The organism is Pseudomonas sp. GW821-FHT07F01 (assembly GCF_059418825.1).
The window spans coordinates 754,822-770,295 of record NZ_JBWKQO010000004.1; the positions used below are offsets into that span (position 1 = coordinate 754,822).

The following is a 15,474-nucleotide window of genomic DNA, read 5'->3' on the forward strand; positions in this document are numbered from 1 at the left end:
CGTTCTAATACTAAGGTCGTCTGGAACCTGCTCCATAGCCGCATAGAGTGGATTAGGTTCCACCTAAAATCTGTGCTGCGAGGATAAAAACAATGAACGACAGCATTTACCTCTCGATTCAAAACAGCCCGCGTTTCAAGGAGCTGGTCAGCAAACGAGAGCGGTTCGCCTGGATTCTCTCGGCGATCATGCTTGGGCTTTACTCGGCTTTCATCCTGTTGATCGCCTATGGTCCCCAGATCCTGGGCGCCAAACTCAGTCCTACCTCATCCATCACCTGGGGCATTCCCATCGGTGTCGGCTTGATTCTCTCGGCCTTCATCCTGACGGCCATCTATGTGCGACGCGCCAACGGCGAATTCGACGAGTTGAACAATGCGATCCTGAAGGAGGCTCAGCAATGATCCGACGTCTATTCGCAGCACTCGGTCTTGCCGCCTTCGCTCCCGCCCTCTGGGCTGCAGACGCCTTGACGGGCGAAGTCCACAAGCAACCACTCAACGTATCGGCGATCGTGATGTTCGTGGTCTTCGTCGGTGCCACCCTGTGCATCACCTACTGGGCCTCCAAGCGCAACAAGTCGGCTGCCGACTATTACGCGGCGGGCGGCAAGATCACCGGCTTCCAGAACGGCCTGGCGATCGCTGGCGACTACATGTCCGCGGCGTCCTTCCTGGGGATTTCCGCCCTGGTGTTCACTTCCGGCTATGACGGCCTGATCTACTCCATCGGCTTCCTGGTGGGCTGGCCGATCATTCTGTTCCTGATCGCCGAGCGCCTGCGCAACCTGGGCAAGTACACCTTTGCCGACGTGGCGTCCTACCGCCTCGGGCAGACCCAGATCCGCACCCTGTCGGCCTGTGGCTCGCTGGTGGTAGTGGCGTTCTACCTGATCGCGCAGATGGTGGGTGCCGGCAAGCTGATCCAGCTGCTGTTCGGCCTCGACTACCATGTGGCGGTGATCCTGGTGGGCATCCTGATGTGCCTGTACGTGCTGTTCGGCGGCATGCTGGCCACGACCTGGGTGCAGATCATCAAGGCGGTGCTGTTGCTCTCCGGCGCGTCCTTCATGGCACTGATGGTGATGAAGCACGTCAACTTCGACTTCAACACCCTGTTCTCCGAAGCGATCAAGGTTCACCCCAAGGGTGAAGCGATCATGAGCCCCGGCGGCCTGGTGAAAGACCCGATCTCGGCGTTCTCCTTAGGCCTCGCGCTGATGTTCGGTACCGCTGGCCTGCCCCACATCCTGATGCGCTTCTTTACCGTCAGCGATGCCAAGGAAGCTCGCAAGAGCGTGCTCTATGCCACTGGCTTCATCGGCTACTTCTACATCCTGACCTTCATCATCGGCTTCGGCGCGATCCTGCTGGTAAGCACCAACCCGGACTTCAAGGATGCCGCAGGCGCCTTGCTGGGCGGCAACAACATGGCGGCGGTGCACCTGGCCAACGCAGTGGGCGGCAGCGTGTTCCTCGGCTTCATTTCGGCCGTGGCCTTCGCCACCATCCTGGCGGTCGTTGCAGGCCTGACCCTGGCTGGCGCCTCGGCGGTGTCCCATGACCTGTATGCCAGCGTGATCAAGAAGGGCAAGGCCAACGAGAAGGATGAGATTCGCGTTTCCAAGATCACCACCGTGGCATTGGGCGTACTGGCCATCGGCCTGGGCATTCTCTTTGAAAGCCAGAACATCGCGTTCATGGTCGGCCTGGCGTTCTCCATTGCCGCCAGCTGCAACTTCCCGGTACTGCTGCTTTCCATGTACTGGAAGAAGCTCACCACCCGTGGCGCCATGATTGGCGGCTGGATGGGCCTGGTGAGTGCCGTGGCGCTGATGATCCTCGGCCCGACCATCTGGGTGCAGATCCTGCATCACGAGAAGGCGATCTTCCCGTACGAGTACCCGGCGCTGTTCTCGATGATCATCGCCTTCATCGGTATCTGGTTCTTCTCCATCACCGACAAGTCGACCGCGGCGGTCAACGAGCGGGCGCTGTTCTTCCCGCAGTTCGTGCGTTCGCAGACCGGCCTGGGTGCCAGTGGGGCGGTGTCGCACTAAGCGGGATGAATGTATCGGCTTCTATATAGAAGCTGCGTAATGGCGAAATGCCCCGATCGAGAGACCGGGGCATTTTTCTGTCCGCTCGCCCTACCCGGAGCCCCCCGACTGCAGGTGCAGGAGCATAGGAGCTGGCTTGCCAGCGCAAGCGTATGTGAGGAGCAGGGCTCTTCGCCGGCAGGCCGGATCCTGCGGGTTGGGGGGGGGGGGGGCGAGGGGAGGGCAGAAACAAATACGACCTCTGTTAGAGGCCGTATCCGGTGCAGCTAAGACGTTTGCGCAAGGCAGGTCTTATTTGCGGTCTTCCAGTTTGGTGATGTCACGCGACTCGTAGCCGGTGTACAGCTGGCGTGGACGGCCGATCTTGTACGGGCTGGAGAGCATTTCCTTCCAGTGCGAGATCCAGCCGACGGTCCGCGCCAGGGCGAAGATCACGGTGAACATGCTGGTTGGAATGCCGATCGCCTTGAGGATGATCCCCGAGTAGAAGTCGACGTTCGGGTACAGCGAGCGCTCGATGAAGTACGGGTCGGTCAGGGCGATCTCTTCCAGGCGCATGGCCAGTTCGAGTTGCGGATCGTTGTTGATGCCCAGTTCCTTGAGTACTTCGTCGCAGGTCTGCTTCATTACGGTGGCGCGCGGGTCGCGGTTCTTGTACACGCGGTGACCGAAGCCCATGAGCTTGAACGGATCGTTCTTGTCCTTGGCCTTGGCGATGAACTTGTCGATGTTCGAGACATCGCCAATTTCGTCGAGCATGGTCAGTACCGCTTCGTTGGCACCGCCGTGGGCCGGGCCCCAGAGTGCAGCGATACCGGCAGCGATACAGGCGAACGGGTTGGCACCCGAGGAGCCCGCCAGGCGCACGGTGGACGTCGAGGCGTTCTGTTCGTGGTCGGCATGGAGGATGAAGATCCGGTCCATTGCCTTGGCCAGTACCGGGCTGATCGGTTTGATCTCGCACGGGGTGTTGAACATCATGTGCAGGAAGTTTTCCGCGTACGACAGGTCGTTGCGCGGGTACATCATCGGCTGGCCCATGGAGTACTTGTAGACCATCGCTGCCAGGGTCGGCATCTTGGCCACCAGGCGCACGGCGGAGATTTCGCGGTGCTGCGGGTTATTGATGTCCAGGGAGTCGTGGTAGAACGCCGACAGGGCACCGACTACGCCGCACATCACCGCCATCGGGTGGGCGTCGCGACGGAAACCGTTGAAGAAGCTCTTGAGCTGTTCGTGAACCATGGTGTGGTTCTTCACGGTGCTGACGAACTGGGCCTTCTGTTCGGCGGTGGGCAATTCACCGTTGAGCAGCAGGTAGCAGGTTTCCAGGTAGTCCGATTTCTCGGCCAGCTGTTCGATCGGGTAGCCGCGATGCAGCAGAATGCCGTTGTCGCCGTCGATGTAGGTGATTTTCGACTCGCAGGAGGCGGTCGACATGAAACCCGGGTCAAAAGTGAAGCGGCCCGTGGCCGTCAGACCCCGAACATCGATTACATCGGGACCAACGGTGCCGGTTAAAATGGGCAGCTCGACGGGGGCTGCGCCCTCGATGATCAACTGCGCTTTTTTGTCAGCCATGTGGCCTCCTATTTATGCTTGAAATCATCAGACAGACCCCCCACGCAGGGCCCGCACCACTATAGTGAGATAAATCCGAATGTCAATTTGCCTAAAGTCTTGTCCCAGAAGGCTTTGGGAGGGATTTTTTCGCGAAATTCAGCGCCATTTACGCCTTTTATAACGCTAACGCAATCAGCTATTAGGGGAAGGTCTTTGCGTTGTCATTAGTAGCCTAACTGTCTATACTCGGCCACCGACCTCCGTAGGCTTCTGGGCCCGCTTTGCTGGGGGTCGCACTCCCTGGGTAGTGGTTGCCTGACCAGTGCACTCCCCAACAACTTTGCCCTGATTGTTAGGGGCTCTTCAGTGTGAAAAAAGCCGTGAATAGCCAACGACCTGTAAACCTAGACCTAAGGACCATCAAACTCCCCATCACCGGCGTTACGTCGTTTCTCCACCGTGTTTCCGGCATCATCCTCTTCCTGGGCATCGGCATCATGCTTTATGCATTGAGCAAATCCCTGGGCTCCGAGGAAGGCTATGCCGAGGTGAAGGCGTGCTTGACCAGTCCGCTGGCCAAATTCGTTGCATGGGGCCTCCTGTCCGCCTTGCTGTATCACTTGGTGGCCGGTGTACGCCATCTGATTATGGACATGGGCATCGGTGAGACGCTGGAAGGCGGCAAGCTGGGCTCGAAAATCGTTATCGCCGTATCCGTGGTGGTAATCGTTCTGGCGGGAGTTTGGATATGGTAACCAGCGTTACGAACCTGTCGCGTTCGGGCCTTTATGACTGGATGGCACAGCGTGTGTCTGCGGTCGTTCTCGCGGCTTATTTCATTTTCCTGATCGGATACCTCGTAGCGAATCCGGGCATTGACTACACCCAGTGGCATGGCCTGTTCGCAAACAACTGGATGCGTATCTTCAGTCTGCTGGCCATGGTGGCCCTGGGCGCTCACGCCTGGGTCGGCATGTGGACCATCTCGACTGACTACCTGACGCCGATGGCGCTGGGCAAGTCGGCCACAGCAGTACGTTTCCTTTTCCAGGCAGTATGCGGCGTCGCGATGTTCGCTTACTTCGTCTGGGGTGTGCAGATTCTCTGGGGTATCTGATTCATGGCTAACATTCCAACCATTTCATTCGACGCCATCATCATTGGCGGCGGCGGCGCCGGCATGCGTGCCGCACTGCAGCTGGCCCAGGGCGGCCACAAGACTGCGGTGATCACCAAGGTGTTCCCGACCCGTTCGCACACTGTGTCTGCCCAGGGCGGCATCACTTGCGCGATTGCCTCGGCGGACCCGAACGATGACTGGCGCTGGCACATGTACGATACCGTCAAGGGTTCCGACTACATCGGTGACCAGGACGCCATCGAATACATGTGTCAGGAAGGCCCGGCTGCGGTCTTCGAACTGGACCACATGGGTCTGCCGTTCTCCCGTACCGAAACCGGTCGTATCTACCAGCGTCCCTTCGGCGGTCAGTCCAAGGACTACGGCAAGGGCGGCCAGGCTGCTCGTACCTGCGCAGCGTCCGACCGTACCGGTCACGCACTGCTGCACACACTTTATCAGGGCAACCTGAAAGCCGGCACCACCTTCCTCAACGAGTGGTACGCGGTCGATCTGGTGAAGAACCAGGACGGCGCCTTTGTCGGCGTGATCGCTATCTGCATCGAAACCGGCGAAACCACCTACATCCGCTCCAAGGCCACCGTTCTGGCCACCGGCGGTGCAGGTCGTATCTACGCCTCCACCACCAATGCCCTGATCAACACCGGTGACGGCGTTGGTATGGCGCTGCGTGCTGGCGTTCCGGTGCAAGACATCGAAATGTGGCAGTTCCACCCGACCGGCATTGCCGGCGCCGGTGTACTGGTAACCGAAGGTTGCCGTGGTGAGGGTGGTTACCTGATCAACAAGCATGGCGAGCGTTTCATGGAGCGTTATGCTCCGAACGCCAAAGACCTGGCTGGCCGCGACGTTGTTGCGCGCTCCATGGTCAAGGAAATCATCGCCGGCAACGGCTGTGGCCCGAACGGCGACCACGTGATGCTCAAGCTCGACCACCTGGGCGAGGAAGTGCTGCACAGCCGCCTGCCAGGTATCTGCGAGCTGTCCAAGACGTTTGCGCACGTTGACCCGGTGGTTGCTCCGGTTCCGGTCGTTCCAACCTGCCACTACATGATGGGCGGCGTTGCCACCAACATTCATGGCCAGGCCATCACGCAGAACGCCGCTGGCGAAGACACCATCATCCCTGGCCTGTTCGCAGTGGGTGAAGTGGCTTGCGTATCGGTACACGGCGCCAACCGTCTGGGCGGCAACTCGCTGCTGGACCTGGTGGTGTTCGGCCGTGCAGCCGGTCTGCACCTGGAAAAAGCGCTGACCGACGGTATCGAATACCGCGACGCCAGCGACACCGACGTCGACGTTGCCCTGAACCGCCTGGCCAAGCTCAACGAGCGCACCACCGGTGAAGACGTTGCAACCCTGCGTCGCGAACTGCAGAACTGCATGCAGAACTACTTCGGTGTATTCCGTACCGGCGAATACATGCAGAAGGGTATCGCCCAGCTGGCTGACCTGCGCGAGCGTATCGCCAACGTCAAGATCAACGACAAGTCTCAAGCTTTCAACACTGCGCGTATCGAAGCACTTGAGCTGCAGAACCTGCTGGAAGTGGCCGAAGCCACTGCCATCGCTGCCGAAGTGCGCAAAGAGTCCCGCGGCGCTCACGCCCGTGAAGACTTCGAAGACCGTGACGACGAAAACTGGCTGTGCCACACCCTGTACTTCCCGGGTGAGAAGCGCGTTGCCAAGCGTGCGGTCAACTTCTCGCCGAAGACTGTTCCGACTTTCGAACCAAAAGTCCGGACTTACTAAAGGGTGATCGATATGTTGCAAGTTGAAGTTTATCGTTACAACCCTGACACCGACTCGGCTCCGAAAACCCAGGTTTTCCAGGTAGACACCGGTGGCAAGGACTTGATGGTGCTGGACGTGCTGGCCCTGATCAAAGAGCAGGACGAAGGTTTTTCCTACCGTCGTTCCTGCCGTGAAGGCGTTTGCGGTTCCGATGGCATGAACATCAACGGCAAGAACGGTCTGGCGTGCATCACGCCGCTGTCTGCCGTGGTCAAGAAGAACAAGCTGGTTGTTCGCCCGCTGCCAGGTCTGCCGGTTATCCGTGACCTGGTCGTCGATATGAGCATCTTCTACAAGCAATACGAGAAGGTGAAGCCATTCCTGCAGAACGATACGCCGGCTCCGGCCATCGAACGTCTGCAGTCCCCGGAAGAGCGCGAGAAGCTCGACGGTCTGTACGAGTGCATCCTGTGCGCTTGCTGCTCGACCTCTTGCCCGTCCTTCTGGTGGAACCCGGACAAGTTCCTGGGTCCAGCTGCCCTGCTGCAAGCCTACCGCTTCCTGGCAGACAGCCGTGACACCAAGACGTCCGAGCGTCTGGCTTCCCTGGACGACCCGTTCAGCGTATTCCGCTGCCGGGGCATCATGAACTGCGTCAACGTTTGTCCGAAGGGCCTGAACCCGACTAAGGCCATCGGTCACATTCGTAACATGCTGCTGCAGAGTGGCGTGTGATTCAGCTGTTGTACCCGTAGGACCGCTGTACCCGTAAAAGCCACGGCGCGGGCTTCAACCCGCGTCATGGCTCTAACCTGAGCAGCAGCTCACAAAGTGGCTGCTCTATATTTTGAAGAAATGAGACAAGCAGGGGCATCCGGGCTGGTACCCGGACTATCAGCGTGATCCTAAGTGGCTTGTTTTGGTCGCTGCATTCGGACTTCTGCAAGCTTGCTCGGTGTCGTCGCCGGTGGTGTTCCCCTAACCGAGGGTGACCAAGCATGCAAGAAAGCGTGATGCAGCGCATGTGGAACAGCGCCTACCTATCCGGTAGTAACGCTGCCTATGTGGAAGAGCTCTACGAGCTCTACCTGCACGACCCTAACGCTGTGCCAGAAGAGTGGCGCACTTACTTTCAGAAGTTGCCTACCGACGGCAGCACTGCCATCGATGTTTCGCACTCGACAATCCGCGATCATTTCGTCTTGCTGGCAAAGAACCAGCGCCGCGCCCAACCGGTATCCGCCGGTAGCGTGAGCAGTGAGCACGAGAAGAAGCAAGTTGAAGTGCTGCGATTGATCCAGGCCTATCGGATGCGTGGCCACCAGGCAGCCCAGCTGGACCCGCTGGGGCTGTGGCAGCGTCCTGCACCTGCAGACCTGTCGATCAATCATTACGGCTTGACCAATGCCGATCTTGATACGACCTTCCGTGCCGGCGACCTGTTCATCGGCAAAGAGGAAGCGAGCCTACGCGAAATTCACGAAGCGTTGCAGCAGACATATTGCCGCACCATTGGCGCTGAATTCACGCACATCACCGATTCCGAGCAGCGTCAGTGGTTCCAGCAGCGTCTGGAAAGCGTACGCGGCCGTCCGACCTATTCCGCCGACATCAAGAGCCACCTGCTCGAGCGCGTCACTGCGGCTGAAGGCCTGGAAAAATACCTGGGTACCAAATACCCGGGCACCAAGCGTTTCGGTCTGGAAGGCGGCGAGAGCCTGATTCCGATGCTCGACGAGCTGATCCAGCGTTCCGGTTCCTACGGCACCAAGGAAGTGGTTATCGGCATGGCCCACCGTGGCCGTCTGAACGTGCTGGTCAACACCTTCGGCAAGAACCCGCGCGAGCTGTTCGACGAGTTCGAAGGCAAGAAGAAGGTCGAGCTGGGTTCCGGTGACGTTAAATACCACCAGGGCTTCTCGTCCAACGTCATGACCACCGGTGGCGAAGTTCACCTGGCGATGGCGTTCAACCCGTCCCACCTGGAAATCGTTTCTCCAGTGGTCGAAGGTTCGGTGCGCGCTCGTCAGGACCGTCGCAACGACCAGACCGGCGACAAGGTTCTGCCGATCTCGATCCACGGTGACGCGGCGTTCGCCGGCCAGGGCGTGGTGATGGAAACCTTCCAGATGTCCCAGACCCGCGGTTTCCGTACCGGCGGCACTGTGCACATCGTGATCAACAACCAGGTCGGTTTCACCATCAGCAACCCGCTGGACTCGCGCTCCACCGAGTACGCCACCGACGTTGCGAAGATGATCCAGGCACCGATCCTCCATGTGAATGGTGATGATCCGGAAGCCGTGTTGTTCGTGACCCAGCTGGCCATCGACTACCGCATGCAGTACAAGCGCGACGTGGTGATCGACCTGGTCTGCTACCGTCGTCGCGGCCACAACGAGGCCGACGAGCCAAGCGGCACCCAGCCACTGATGTATCAGCAGATCGCCAAGCAGCGCACCACCCGTGAACTGTATGCCGATCGCCTGACCCAGGGCGGTGTGCTCGACGCAGAGCGTGTTCAGGCGAAAGTCGACGAATACCGCAACGCGCTGGACAACGGTCTGCACGTGGTCAAGAGCCTGGTCAAGGAGCCGAACAAAGAGCTGTTCGTGGACTGGCGTCCGTACCTGGGCCATACCTGGACCGCGCGTCACGACACCACCTTCGACCTCAAGACTCTTCAGGAACTGTCCGCCAAGCTGCTGGAGCTGCCGGAAGGCTTCGTGGTTCAGCGTCAGGTCGCGAAGATCTACGAAGACCGTCAGAAGATGCAAGCCGGCGGCCTGCCGATCAACTGGGGTTACGCTGAAACCATGGCGTACGCGACCCTGGCGTTCGAAGGTCACCCGATTCGCATGACCGGCCAGGACATCGGCCGCGGCACCTTCTCGCACCGCCATGCGGTGTTGCACAACCAGAAGGACGCCGGCACCTACATCCCGTTGCAGCACCTGTACGAAGGCCAGCCACGTTTCGACCTGTACGATTCGTTCCTGTCCGAAGAAGCCGTACTGGCGTTCGAATACGGCTACTCCACCACCACGCCTAACGCGCTGGTGATCTGGGAAGCCCAGTTCGGCGACTTCGCCAACGGTGCACAAGTAGTGATCGACCAGTTCATCACCAGCGGCGAGCACAAGTGGGGCCGTCTCTGCGGTCTGACCATGCTGCTGCCACACGGTTATGAAGGTCAGGGTCCCGAGCACTCCTCGGCTCGTCTGGAGCGTTACCTGCAGCTGTGCGCCGAGCACAACATCCAGGTATGCGTACCGACCACGCCGGCTCAGATCTACCACTTGCTGCGTCGCCAGGTGATTCGTCCGCTGCGCAAGCCGCTGGTCGTGCTGACACCGAAATCCCTGCTGCGTCATAAACTGGCCATCTCGACCCTGGAAGATCTGGCGGAAGGTTCGTTCCAGACCGTTATCCCGGAAATCGATGCCCAGGATCCAAAAGACGTGGGTCGCATCATTCTGTGTAGCGGCAAGGTCTACTACGACCTGTTGGAAAAACGCCGTGCCGAAGGTCGTGACGACATCGCCATCGTGCGTATCGAGCAGCTGTACCCATTCCCTGAGGACGACCTGATCGAAGTCCTGGCTCCGTACAAAAACGTCAAACACATCGTTTGGTGTCAGGAAGAGCCGATGAACCAGGGTGCCTGGTACTGCAGCCAGCATCACATGCGTCGCATCATCAGCGGTCACAACAAGTCGCTCGTACTCGAGTACGCGGGCCGTGACGCTTCTGCTGCTCCAGCTTGTGGTTATGCATCGATGCACGCTGAGCAGCAGGAAAAACTGCTGCAAGATGCCTTTACTGTTTAACGCCTTCGCGCACCTGAAACCGAATTTAAGGAACCACAGATAATGGCTATCGAGATCAAAGCCCCCACTTTCCCGGAATCGGTTGCCGATGGCACCGTTGCCACCTGGCACAAGCAACCGGGCGACGCCGTCAAGCGTGACGAGCTGATCGTTGACATCGAGACCGACAAGGTCGTGCTGGAAGTTCTGGCCACCGCTGACGGCGTGCTGGGCGCTATCGTCAAGAACGAAGGCGACACCGTTCTGTCCGACGAAGTCCTGGGCTCCATCGTTGAAGGCGGCGCTGCTGCCGCTGCTCCTGCTGCCGCCGCCGCTCCGGCCGCCGCCGCTGCTGCCCCGGCTGCTGCCGATGGCGAAGACGATCCAATCGCTGCTCCTGCCGCGCGCAAGCTGGCTGAAGAAAACGGTATCAACATCGCTTCCGTTGCCGGTACCGGCAAAGGCGGCCGTGTGACCAAGGAAGACGTGGTCGCTGCTGTTGCCGCGAAGAAAGCCGCTCCGGCTGCCGCGCCTGCCAAGGCTCCGGCTCCTGCCGCTGCTGCTCCGGTCTTCGCTGCCGGTGATCGCGTCGAGAAGCGCGTGCCTATGACCCGCCTGCGTGCCAAGGTTGCCGAGCGTCTGGTTGAAGCCCAGTCGAACATGGCGATGCTGACCACCTTCAACGAAGTCGACATGACTGAAGTCATGGCCCTGCGTTCGAAGTACAAGGATCTGTTCGAGAAGTCCCACAATGGCGTACGCCTGGGCTTCATGTCGTTCTTCGTCAAGGCCGCCACCGAAGCCCTGAAGCGCTTCCCGGCTGTCAACGCCTCGATCGACGGTTCCGACATCGTCTACCACGGCTATGCCGACATCGGTGTTGCGGTCTCCAGCGACCGTGGCCTGGTGGTTCCGGTTCTGCGTAACGCCGAACTGATGAGCCTGGCCGAAATCGAAGGCGGCATCGCCACCTTCGGCAAGAAGGCCCGTGACGGCAAGCTGTCGATGGAAGAGATGACCGGTGGTACTTTCACCATCACCAACGGTGGTACTTTCGGTTCGATGATGTCGACCCCGATCGTCAACCCGCCACAAGCCGCGATCCTGGGCATGCACAACATTCTGCAGCGTCCTATGGCGATCAACGGTCAAGTGGTCATCCGTCCGATGATGTACCTGGCGCTGTCCTACGATCACCGCCTGATCGACGGTAAAGAAGCCGTGACGTTCCTGGTGACCATCAAGAACCTGCTGGAAGACCCGGCTCGTCTGCTCCTGGACATCTAAAAAGCAGCTGCATGCTGCAAGCGGGAAGCTTCGCGCCCCAGGGCAAGAGGCTTCAAGCTTGCGGCTGCAGCTTCTAGCTTGCCGTTAAAAGGAACCTTTTATGACTCAGAAATTCGACGTGGTAGTGATTGGCGCGGGCCCAGGCGGTTATGTCGCCGCAATCAAGGCCGCACAACTCGGTTTCACCACCGCTTGCATCGAGAAGTACACCGATAAAGAGGGCAAGCTGGCCCTCGGTGGTACTTGCCTGAACGTCGGTTGCATTCCTTCCAAGGCGCTGCTGGACAGCTCCTGGAAATTCCACGAAGCCCAGGACGGTTTTGCCATCCACGGTATCAACCACGCTGGCGTGACCATGGACGTACCAGCCATGGTGGGTCGCAAGGCCAACATCGTCAAAGGCCTGACCAGTGGTGTTGCCACCCTGTTCAAAGCCAATGGCGTCACTTCGATCCAGGGCCACGGCAAACTGCTGGCCGGCAAGAAAGTCGAAGTCACCAAGCCTGACGGTTCGGTTGAAGTGATCGAAGCCGAAAACGTGATCCTGGCTCCAGGCTCGCGTCCGATCGACATTCCACCGGCTCCGGTCGACCAGAATGTGATCGTCGATTCCACCGGCGCTCTGGAATTCCAATCCGTACCAAAACGCCTGGGCGTGATCGGCGCTGGCGTCATCGGCCTGGAACTGGGTTCGGTATGGTCGCGCCTGGGTGCGCAAGTGACTGTCCTGGAAGCCCTGGACACCTTCCTGATGGCAGCCGACACCGCTGTTTCCAAGGAAGCGCTGAAAACCCTGACCAAGCAAGGCCTGGACATCAAGTTGGGCGCTCGCGTGACCGGCTCCAAGGTCAACGGCGAAGAAGTCGTGGTCACCTACACCGATGCCAATGGCGAGCAGACCATCACTTTCGACAAGCTGATCGTTGCCGTTGGTCGCCGCCCGGTGACCACCGACCTGCTGGCCGCCGATTGCGGCGTGACCCTCGACGAGCGCGGTTTCGTGCACGTTGACGATCATTGCGCTACCACCGTACCGGGCGTCTACGCCATCGGTGACGTGGTGCGCGGCATGATGCTGGCTCACAAGGCCTCGGAAGAGGGCATCATGGTTGCCGAGCGCATCAAGGGCCACAAAGCCCAGATGAACTATGACCTGATCCCTTCGGTTATCTATACTCACCCGGAAATTGCATGGGTCGGTAAAACCGAGCAGGCCTTGAAAGCTGAAGGCGTTGAAGTTAACGTCGGCACCTTCCCGTTTGCCGCCAGCGGCCGTGCCATGGCAGCCAACGACACCGGTGGTTTCGTCAAAGTCATCGCCGATGCCAAGACTGACCGCGTATTGGGCGTCCACGTGATTGGCCCAAGCGCTGCGGAACTGGTTCAGCAAGGTGCGATCGGCATGGAATTCGGCACCAGCGCCGAAGACCTGGGCATGATGGTTTTCTCCCATCCGACCCTGTCCGAAGCCCTGCACGAAGCAGCTCTGGCTGTGAATGGCACTGCCATCCACATTGCCAACCGCAAGAAACGCTAAGCAATAATAAGAAACCACGGCGGTTGGCCCGTCGTGAGCCTTGTGCGCAAGACTCACCGCGGAATATCCGCTGGACTCGACCTCTCGAGGTAGCGCCACACACTGGACCGGGGCCCAGGCTCCGGGTTCAGGTGTGGCGCTGGTTTTGAGAGTAGCGGTCACAGGTGGTGCGGCACTCAATCTTGAGCGCAGCGCCGAATGCGCAGTACCTAACGAAGACGGTAAAAAGCATGAATCTTCACGAGTATCAGGGTAAGCAGCTGTTCGCTGAATACGGCCTGCCAGTATCCAAAGGCTACGCGGTAGACACCCCGGAAGAAGCAGCAGAAGCTTGCGACAAAATCGGCGGCTCCGAGTGGGTTGTCAAAGCCCAGGTTCACGCCGGTGGTCGCGGTAAAGCGGGCGGCGTTAAGCTGGTTCGCAGCAAAGAAGACGCTAAGGCATTCGCTCAGCAGTGGTTGGGCAAGCGTCTGGTGACCTATCAGACTGACGCCAATGGCCAGCCTGTCACCAAGATCCTGGTTGAATCGTGCACTGATATCGCTAAAGAGCTGTACCTGGGCGCTGTCGTTGACCGTTCGAGCCGTCGCATCGTGTTCATGGCTTCCACCGAAGGTGGCGTGGACATCGAGAAAATCGCTCACGACACTCCAGAAAAAATTCTCAAGGCCACTATCGATCCACTGGTTGGCGCTCAGCCATTCCAGGGGCGCGAGCTGGCTTTCCAACTGGGTCTGGAAGGCAAGCAAGTTGCCCAGTTCGCCAAGATCTTCGTAGGTCTGGCCAAACTGTTCCAGGATCACGATCTGGCCCTGCTGGAAGTGAACCCGCTGGTGATCAAGGCCGACGGCGATCTGCACTGCCTGGACGCGAAGATCAACATCGACGCCAACGCCATGTACCGTCAGCCTAAGCTGAAAACCTTCCACGATCCGTCCCAGGACGATCCGCGCGAAGCCCACGCTGCCAAGTTCGAACTGAACTACGTAGCTCTGGAAGGCAACATCGGCTGCATGGTCAACGGTGCCGGCCTGGCCATGGGTACCATGGACATCGTCAACCTGCACGGCGGCAAGCCAGCCAACTTCCTCGACGTAGGTGGTGGTGCTACCAAAGAGCGCGTGACCGAAGCCTTCAAGATCATCCTGTCCGACACCAACGTCGCTGCAGTACTGGTCAACATCTTCGGCGGCATCGTTCGCTGCGACATGATTGCCGAAGGCATCATCGGCGCCGTGAAAGAAGTCGGCGTGAAAATCCCGGTTGTTGTTCGCCTTGAAGGCAACAACGCTGAACTGGGCGCTAAAGTACTGGCAGAAAGCGGCTTGAACATCATCGCTGCTACCAGCCTGACCGACGCTGCTCAACAAGTTGTCAAAGCTGCGGAGGGCAAATAATGAGCGTCCTGATCAATAAAGACACCAAAGTTATCTGCCAGGGTATTACCGGTTCGCAAGGTAGTTTCCACACCCAGCAAGCCATCGAATACGGCACCAAGATGGTTGGCGGCGTAACTCCTGGCAAAGGCGGCACCGAGCACCTGGGCCTGCCAGTGTTCAACACCGTGAAAGACGCTGTAGCTGCCACTGGCGCCACCGCCAGCGTGATCTACGTTCCAGCTCCTTTCTGCAAGGACTCGATCCTGGAAGCTGCTTTCGGCGGCATTAAGCTGATCGTCTGCATCACCGAAGGCATTCCTACCCTGGACATGCTGGACGCCAAGGTTAAGTGCGACGAGCTGGGTGTCACCCTGATCGGCCCTAACTGCCCAGGCGTGATCACCCCAGGCGAATGCAAGATCGGCATCATGCCAGGTCACATTCACTTGCCAGGCAAGGTCGGTATCGTTTCCCGTTCCGGCACCCTGACCTACGAAGCTGTTAAGCAGACTACTGACGCCGGTTTCGGTCAGTCCACCTGTGTCGGCATCGGTGGTGACCCGATCCCGGGTTCGAACTTCATCGACATCCTGAAGCTGTTCCAGGAAGACCCGAAGACCGAAGCGATCGTGATGATCGGTGAGATCGGCGGTTCGGCTGAAGAAGAAGCGGCTGCCTACATCAAGGCTCACGTGACCAAGCCGGTTGTTTCCTACATCGCTGGTGTGACTGCTCCTCCGGGCAAGCGCATGGGCCATGCTGGCGCAATCATCTCTGGCGGCAAAGGCACTGCAGACGAGAAATTCGCTGCTCTGCAAGACGCAGGCGTGAAAACCGTGCGTTCGCTGGCAGACATCGGCAAGGCCCTGGCCGAGCTGACCGGTTGGGCTGTCAAGTAAGCCTCGCGCTTAGCTGACGCTTCAACCACAAAGGCCACCTTCGGGTGGCCTTTGTGCTTTCTGCCG

12 protein-coding genes are annotated in these 15,474 nt (G+C 59.2%); 11 read left to right on the forward strand and 1 reads right to left on the reverse strand.

The window, feature by feature from the left end; genetic code table 11:
• Positions 1-92: 92 nt before the first annotated feature.
• Together AC07R1_RS17980 and AC07R1_RS17985 are read left to right on the forward strand one after the other, a co-directional pair.
• Positions 93-404, forward strand: a complete 312-nt coding sequence (locus AC07R1_RS17980) for a DUF485 domain-containing protein (RefSeq protein WP_011060045.1) — start codon at positions 93-95, stop codon at positions 402-404.
• The gene (locus AC07R1_RS17985; RefSeq protein WP_011060046.1) at positions 401-2,059 is read left to right on the forward strand and encodes a cation acetate symporter; all 1,659 of its coding nucleotides are present in this window, start codon (positions 401-403) and stop codon (positions 2,057-2,059) included. The genes AC07R1_RS17980 and AC07R1_RS17985 overlap by 4 nt, the downstream gene beginning before the upstream one ends.
• 291 nt (positions 2,060-2,350) lie before the next feature.
• Here AC07R1_RS17985 and gltA read toward each other — a convergent pair whose 3' ends face one another.
• Positions 2,351-3,640, reverse strand: a complete 1,290-nt coding sequence (gene gltA, locus AC07R1_RS17990) for a citrate synthase (protein WP_011060047.1) — start codon at positions 3,638-3,640, stop codon at positions 2,351-2,353.
• 350 nt (positions 3,641-3,990) lie between these two features.
• Here gltA and sdhC point away from each other — a divergent pair, with 350 nt between their 5' ends.
• The 9 genes from sdhC (at position 3,991) to sucD (ending at position 15,408) form a co-directional block, all read left to right on the forward strand.
• Positions 3,991-4,377: a succinate dehydrogenase, cytochrome b556 subunit gene (gene sdhC, locus AC07R1_RS17995; protein WP_015634665.1), complete on the forward strand. Its 387-nt coding sequence runs from the start codon at positions 3,991-3,993 to the stop codon at positions 4,375-4,377.
• Positions 4,371-4,739 (forward strand): succinate dehydrogenase, hydrophobic membrane anchor protein, encoded by a 369-nt coding sequence (gene sdhD, locus AC07R1_RS18000; RefSeq protein WP_011060049.1) that lies wholly within the window; start codon positions 4,371-4,373, stop codon positions 4,737-4,739. Before sdhC ends, sdhD begins: the two co-directional genes overlap by 7 nt.
• Positions 4,740-4,742: 3 nt before the next feature.
• Entirely contained in the window at positions 4,743-6,515 is a 1,773-nt protein-coding gene (gene sdhA / locus AC07R1_RS18005) for a succinate dehydrogenase flavoprotein subunit (protein ID WP_011060050.1), read from the forward strand.
• Positions 6,516-6,527: 12 nt separating this feature from the next.
• Positions 6,528-7,232: a succinate dehydrogenase iron-sulfur subunit gene (locus AC07R1_RS18010; RefSeq protein ID WP_011060051.1), complete on the forward strand. Its 705-nt coding sequence runs from the start codon at positions 6,528-6,530 to the stop codon at positions 7,230-7,232.
• A 263-nt stretch (positions 7,233-7,495) separates the two neighbouring features.
• Complete coding sequence (locus tag AC07R1_RS18015; protein WP_011060052.1) at positions 7,496-10,327, forward strand: 2-oxoglutarate dehydrogenase E1 component; 2,832 nt, start codon at positions 7,496-7,498, stop codon at positions 10,325-10,327.
• A gap of 42 nt (positions 10,328-10,369) precedes the next feature.
• Positions 10,370-11,593, forward strand: a complete 1,224-nt coding sequence (gene odhB, locus AC07R1_RS18020; protein ID WP_025128636.1) for a 2-oxoglutarate dehydrogenase complex dihydrolipoyllysine-residue succinyltransferase — start codon at positions 10,370-10,372, stop codon at positions 11,591-11,593.
• Between the two features lie 100 nt (positions 11,594-11,693).
• A complete protein-coding gene (gene lpdA, locus AC07R1_RS18025; RefSeq protein WP_011060054.1) occupies positions 11,694-13,130 on the forward strand; it encodes a dihydrolipoyl dehydrogenase in 1,437 nt (478 codons plus the stop codon).
• 230 nt (positions 13,131-13,360) lie between these two features.
• Positions 13,361-14,527 (forward strand): ADP-forming succinate--CoA ligase subunit beta, encoded by a 1,167-nt coding sequence (gene sucC / locus AC07R1_RS18030; protein WP_009047768.1) that lies wholly within the window; start codon positions 13,361-13,363, stop codon positions 14,525-14,527.
• The gene (sucD, locus tag AC07R1_RS18035) at positions 14,527-15,408 is read left to right on the forward strand and encodes a succinate--CoA ligase subunit alpha (protein WP_003223019.1); all 882 of its coding nucleotides are present in this window, start codon (positions 14,527-14,529) and stop codon (positions 15,406-15,408) included. The genes sucC and sucD overlap by 1 nt, the downstream gene beginning before the upstream one ends.
• Positions 15,409-15,474 lie beyond the last annotated feature (66 nt).

Bases quoted from the DNA above. Each gene is read 5' to 3' on its own strand.
- sdhD (WP_011060049.1), top strand. From the start codon at position 4,371: ATGGTAACCAGCGTTACGAACCTGTCGCGTTCGGGCCTTTATGACTGG.
- sucD (WP_003223019.1), top strand. From the start codon at position 14,527: ATGAGCGTCCTGATCAATAAAGACACCAAAGTTATCTGCCAGGGTATT.
- sdhA (WP_011060050.1), top strand. From the start codon at position 4,743: ATGGCTAACATTCCAACCATTTCATTCGACGCCATCATCATTGGCGGC.
- AC07R1_RS18010 (WP_011060051.1), top strand. From the start codon at position 6,528: ATGTTGCAAGTTGAAGTTTATCGTTACAACCCTGACACCGACTCGGCT.
- AC07R1_RS17980 (WP_011060045.1), top strand. From the start codon at position 93: ATGAACGACAGCATTTACCTCTCGATTCAAAACAGCCCGCGTTTCAAG.
- lpdA (WP_011060054.1), top strand. From the start codon at position 11,694: ATGACTCAGAAATTCGACGTGGTAGTGATTGGCGCGGGCCCAGGCGGT.
- sucC (WP_009047768.1), top strand. From the start codon at position 13,361: ATGAATCTTCACGAGTATCAGGGTAAGCAGCTGTTCGCTGAATACGGC.
- odhB (WP_025128636.1), top strand. From the start codon at position 10,370: ATGGCTATCGAGATCAAAGCCCCCACTTTCCCGGAATCGGTTGCCGAT.
- gltA (WP_011060047.1), bottom strand. From the start codon at position 3,640: ATGGCTGACAAAAAAGCGCAGTTGATCATCGAGGGCGCAGCCCCCGTC.
- AC07R1_RS18015 (WP_011060052.1), top strand. From the start codon at position 7,496: ATGCAAGAAAGCGTGATGCAGCGCATGTGGAACAGCGCCTACCTATCC.
- AC07R1_RS17985 (WP_011060046.1), top strand. From the start codon at position 401: ATGATCCGACGTCTATTCGCAGCACTCGGTCTTGCCGCCTTCGCTCCC.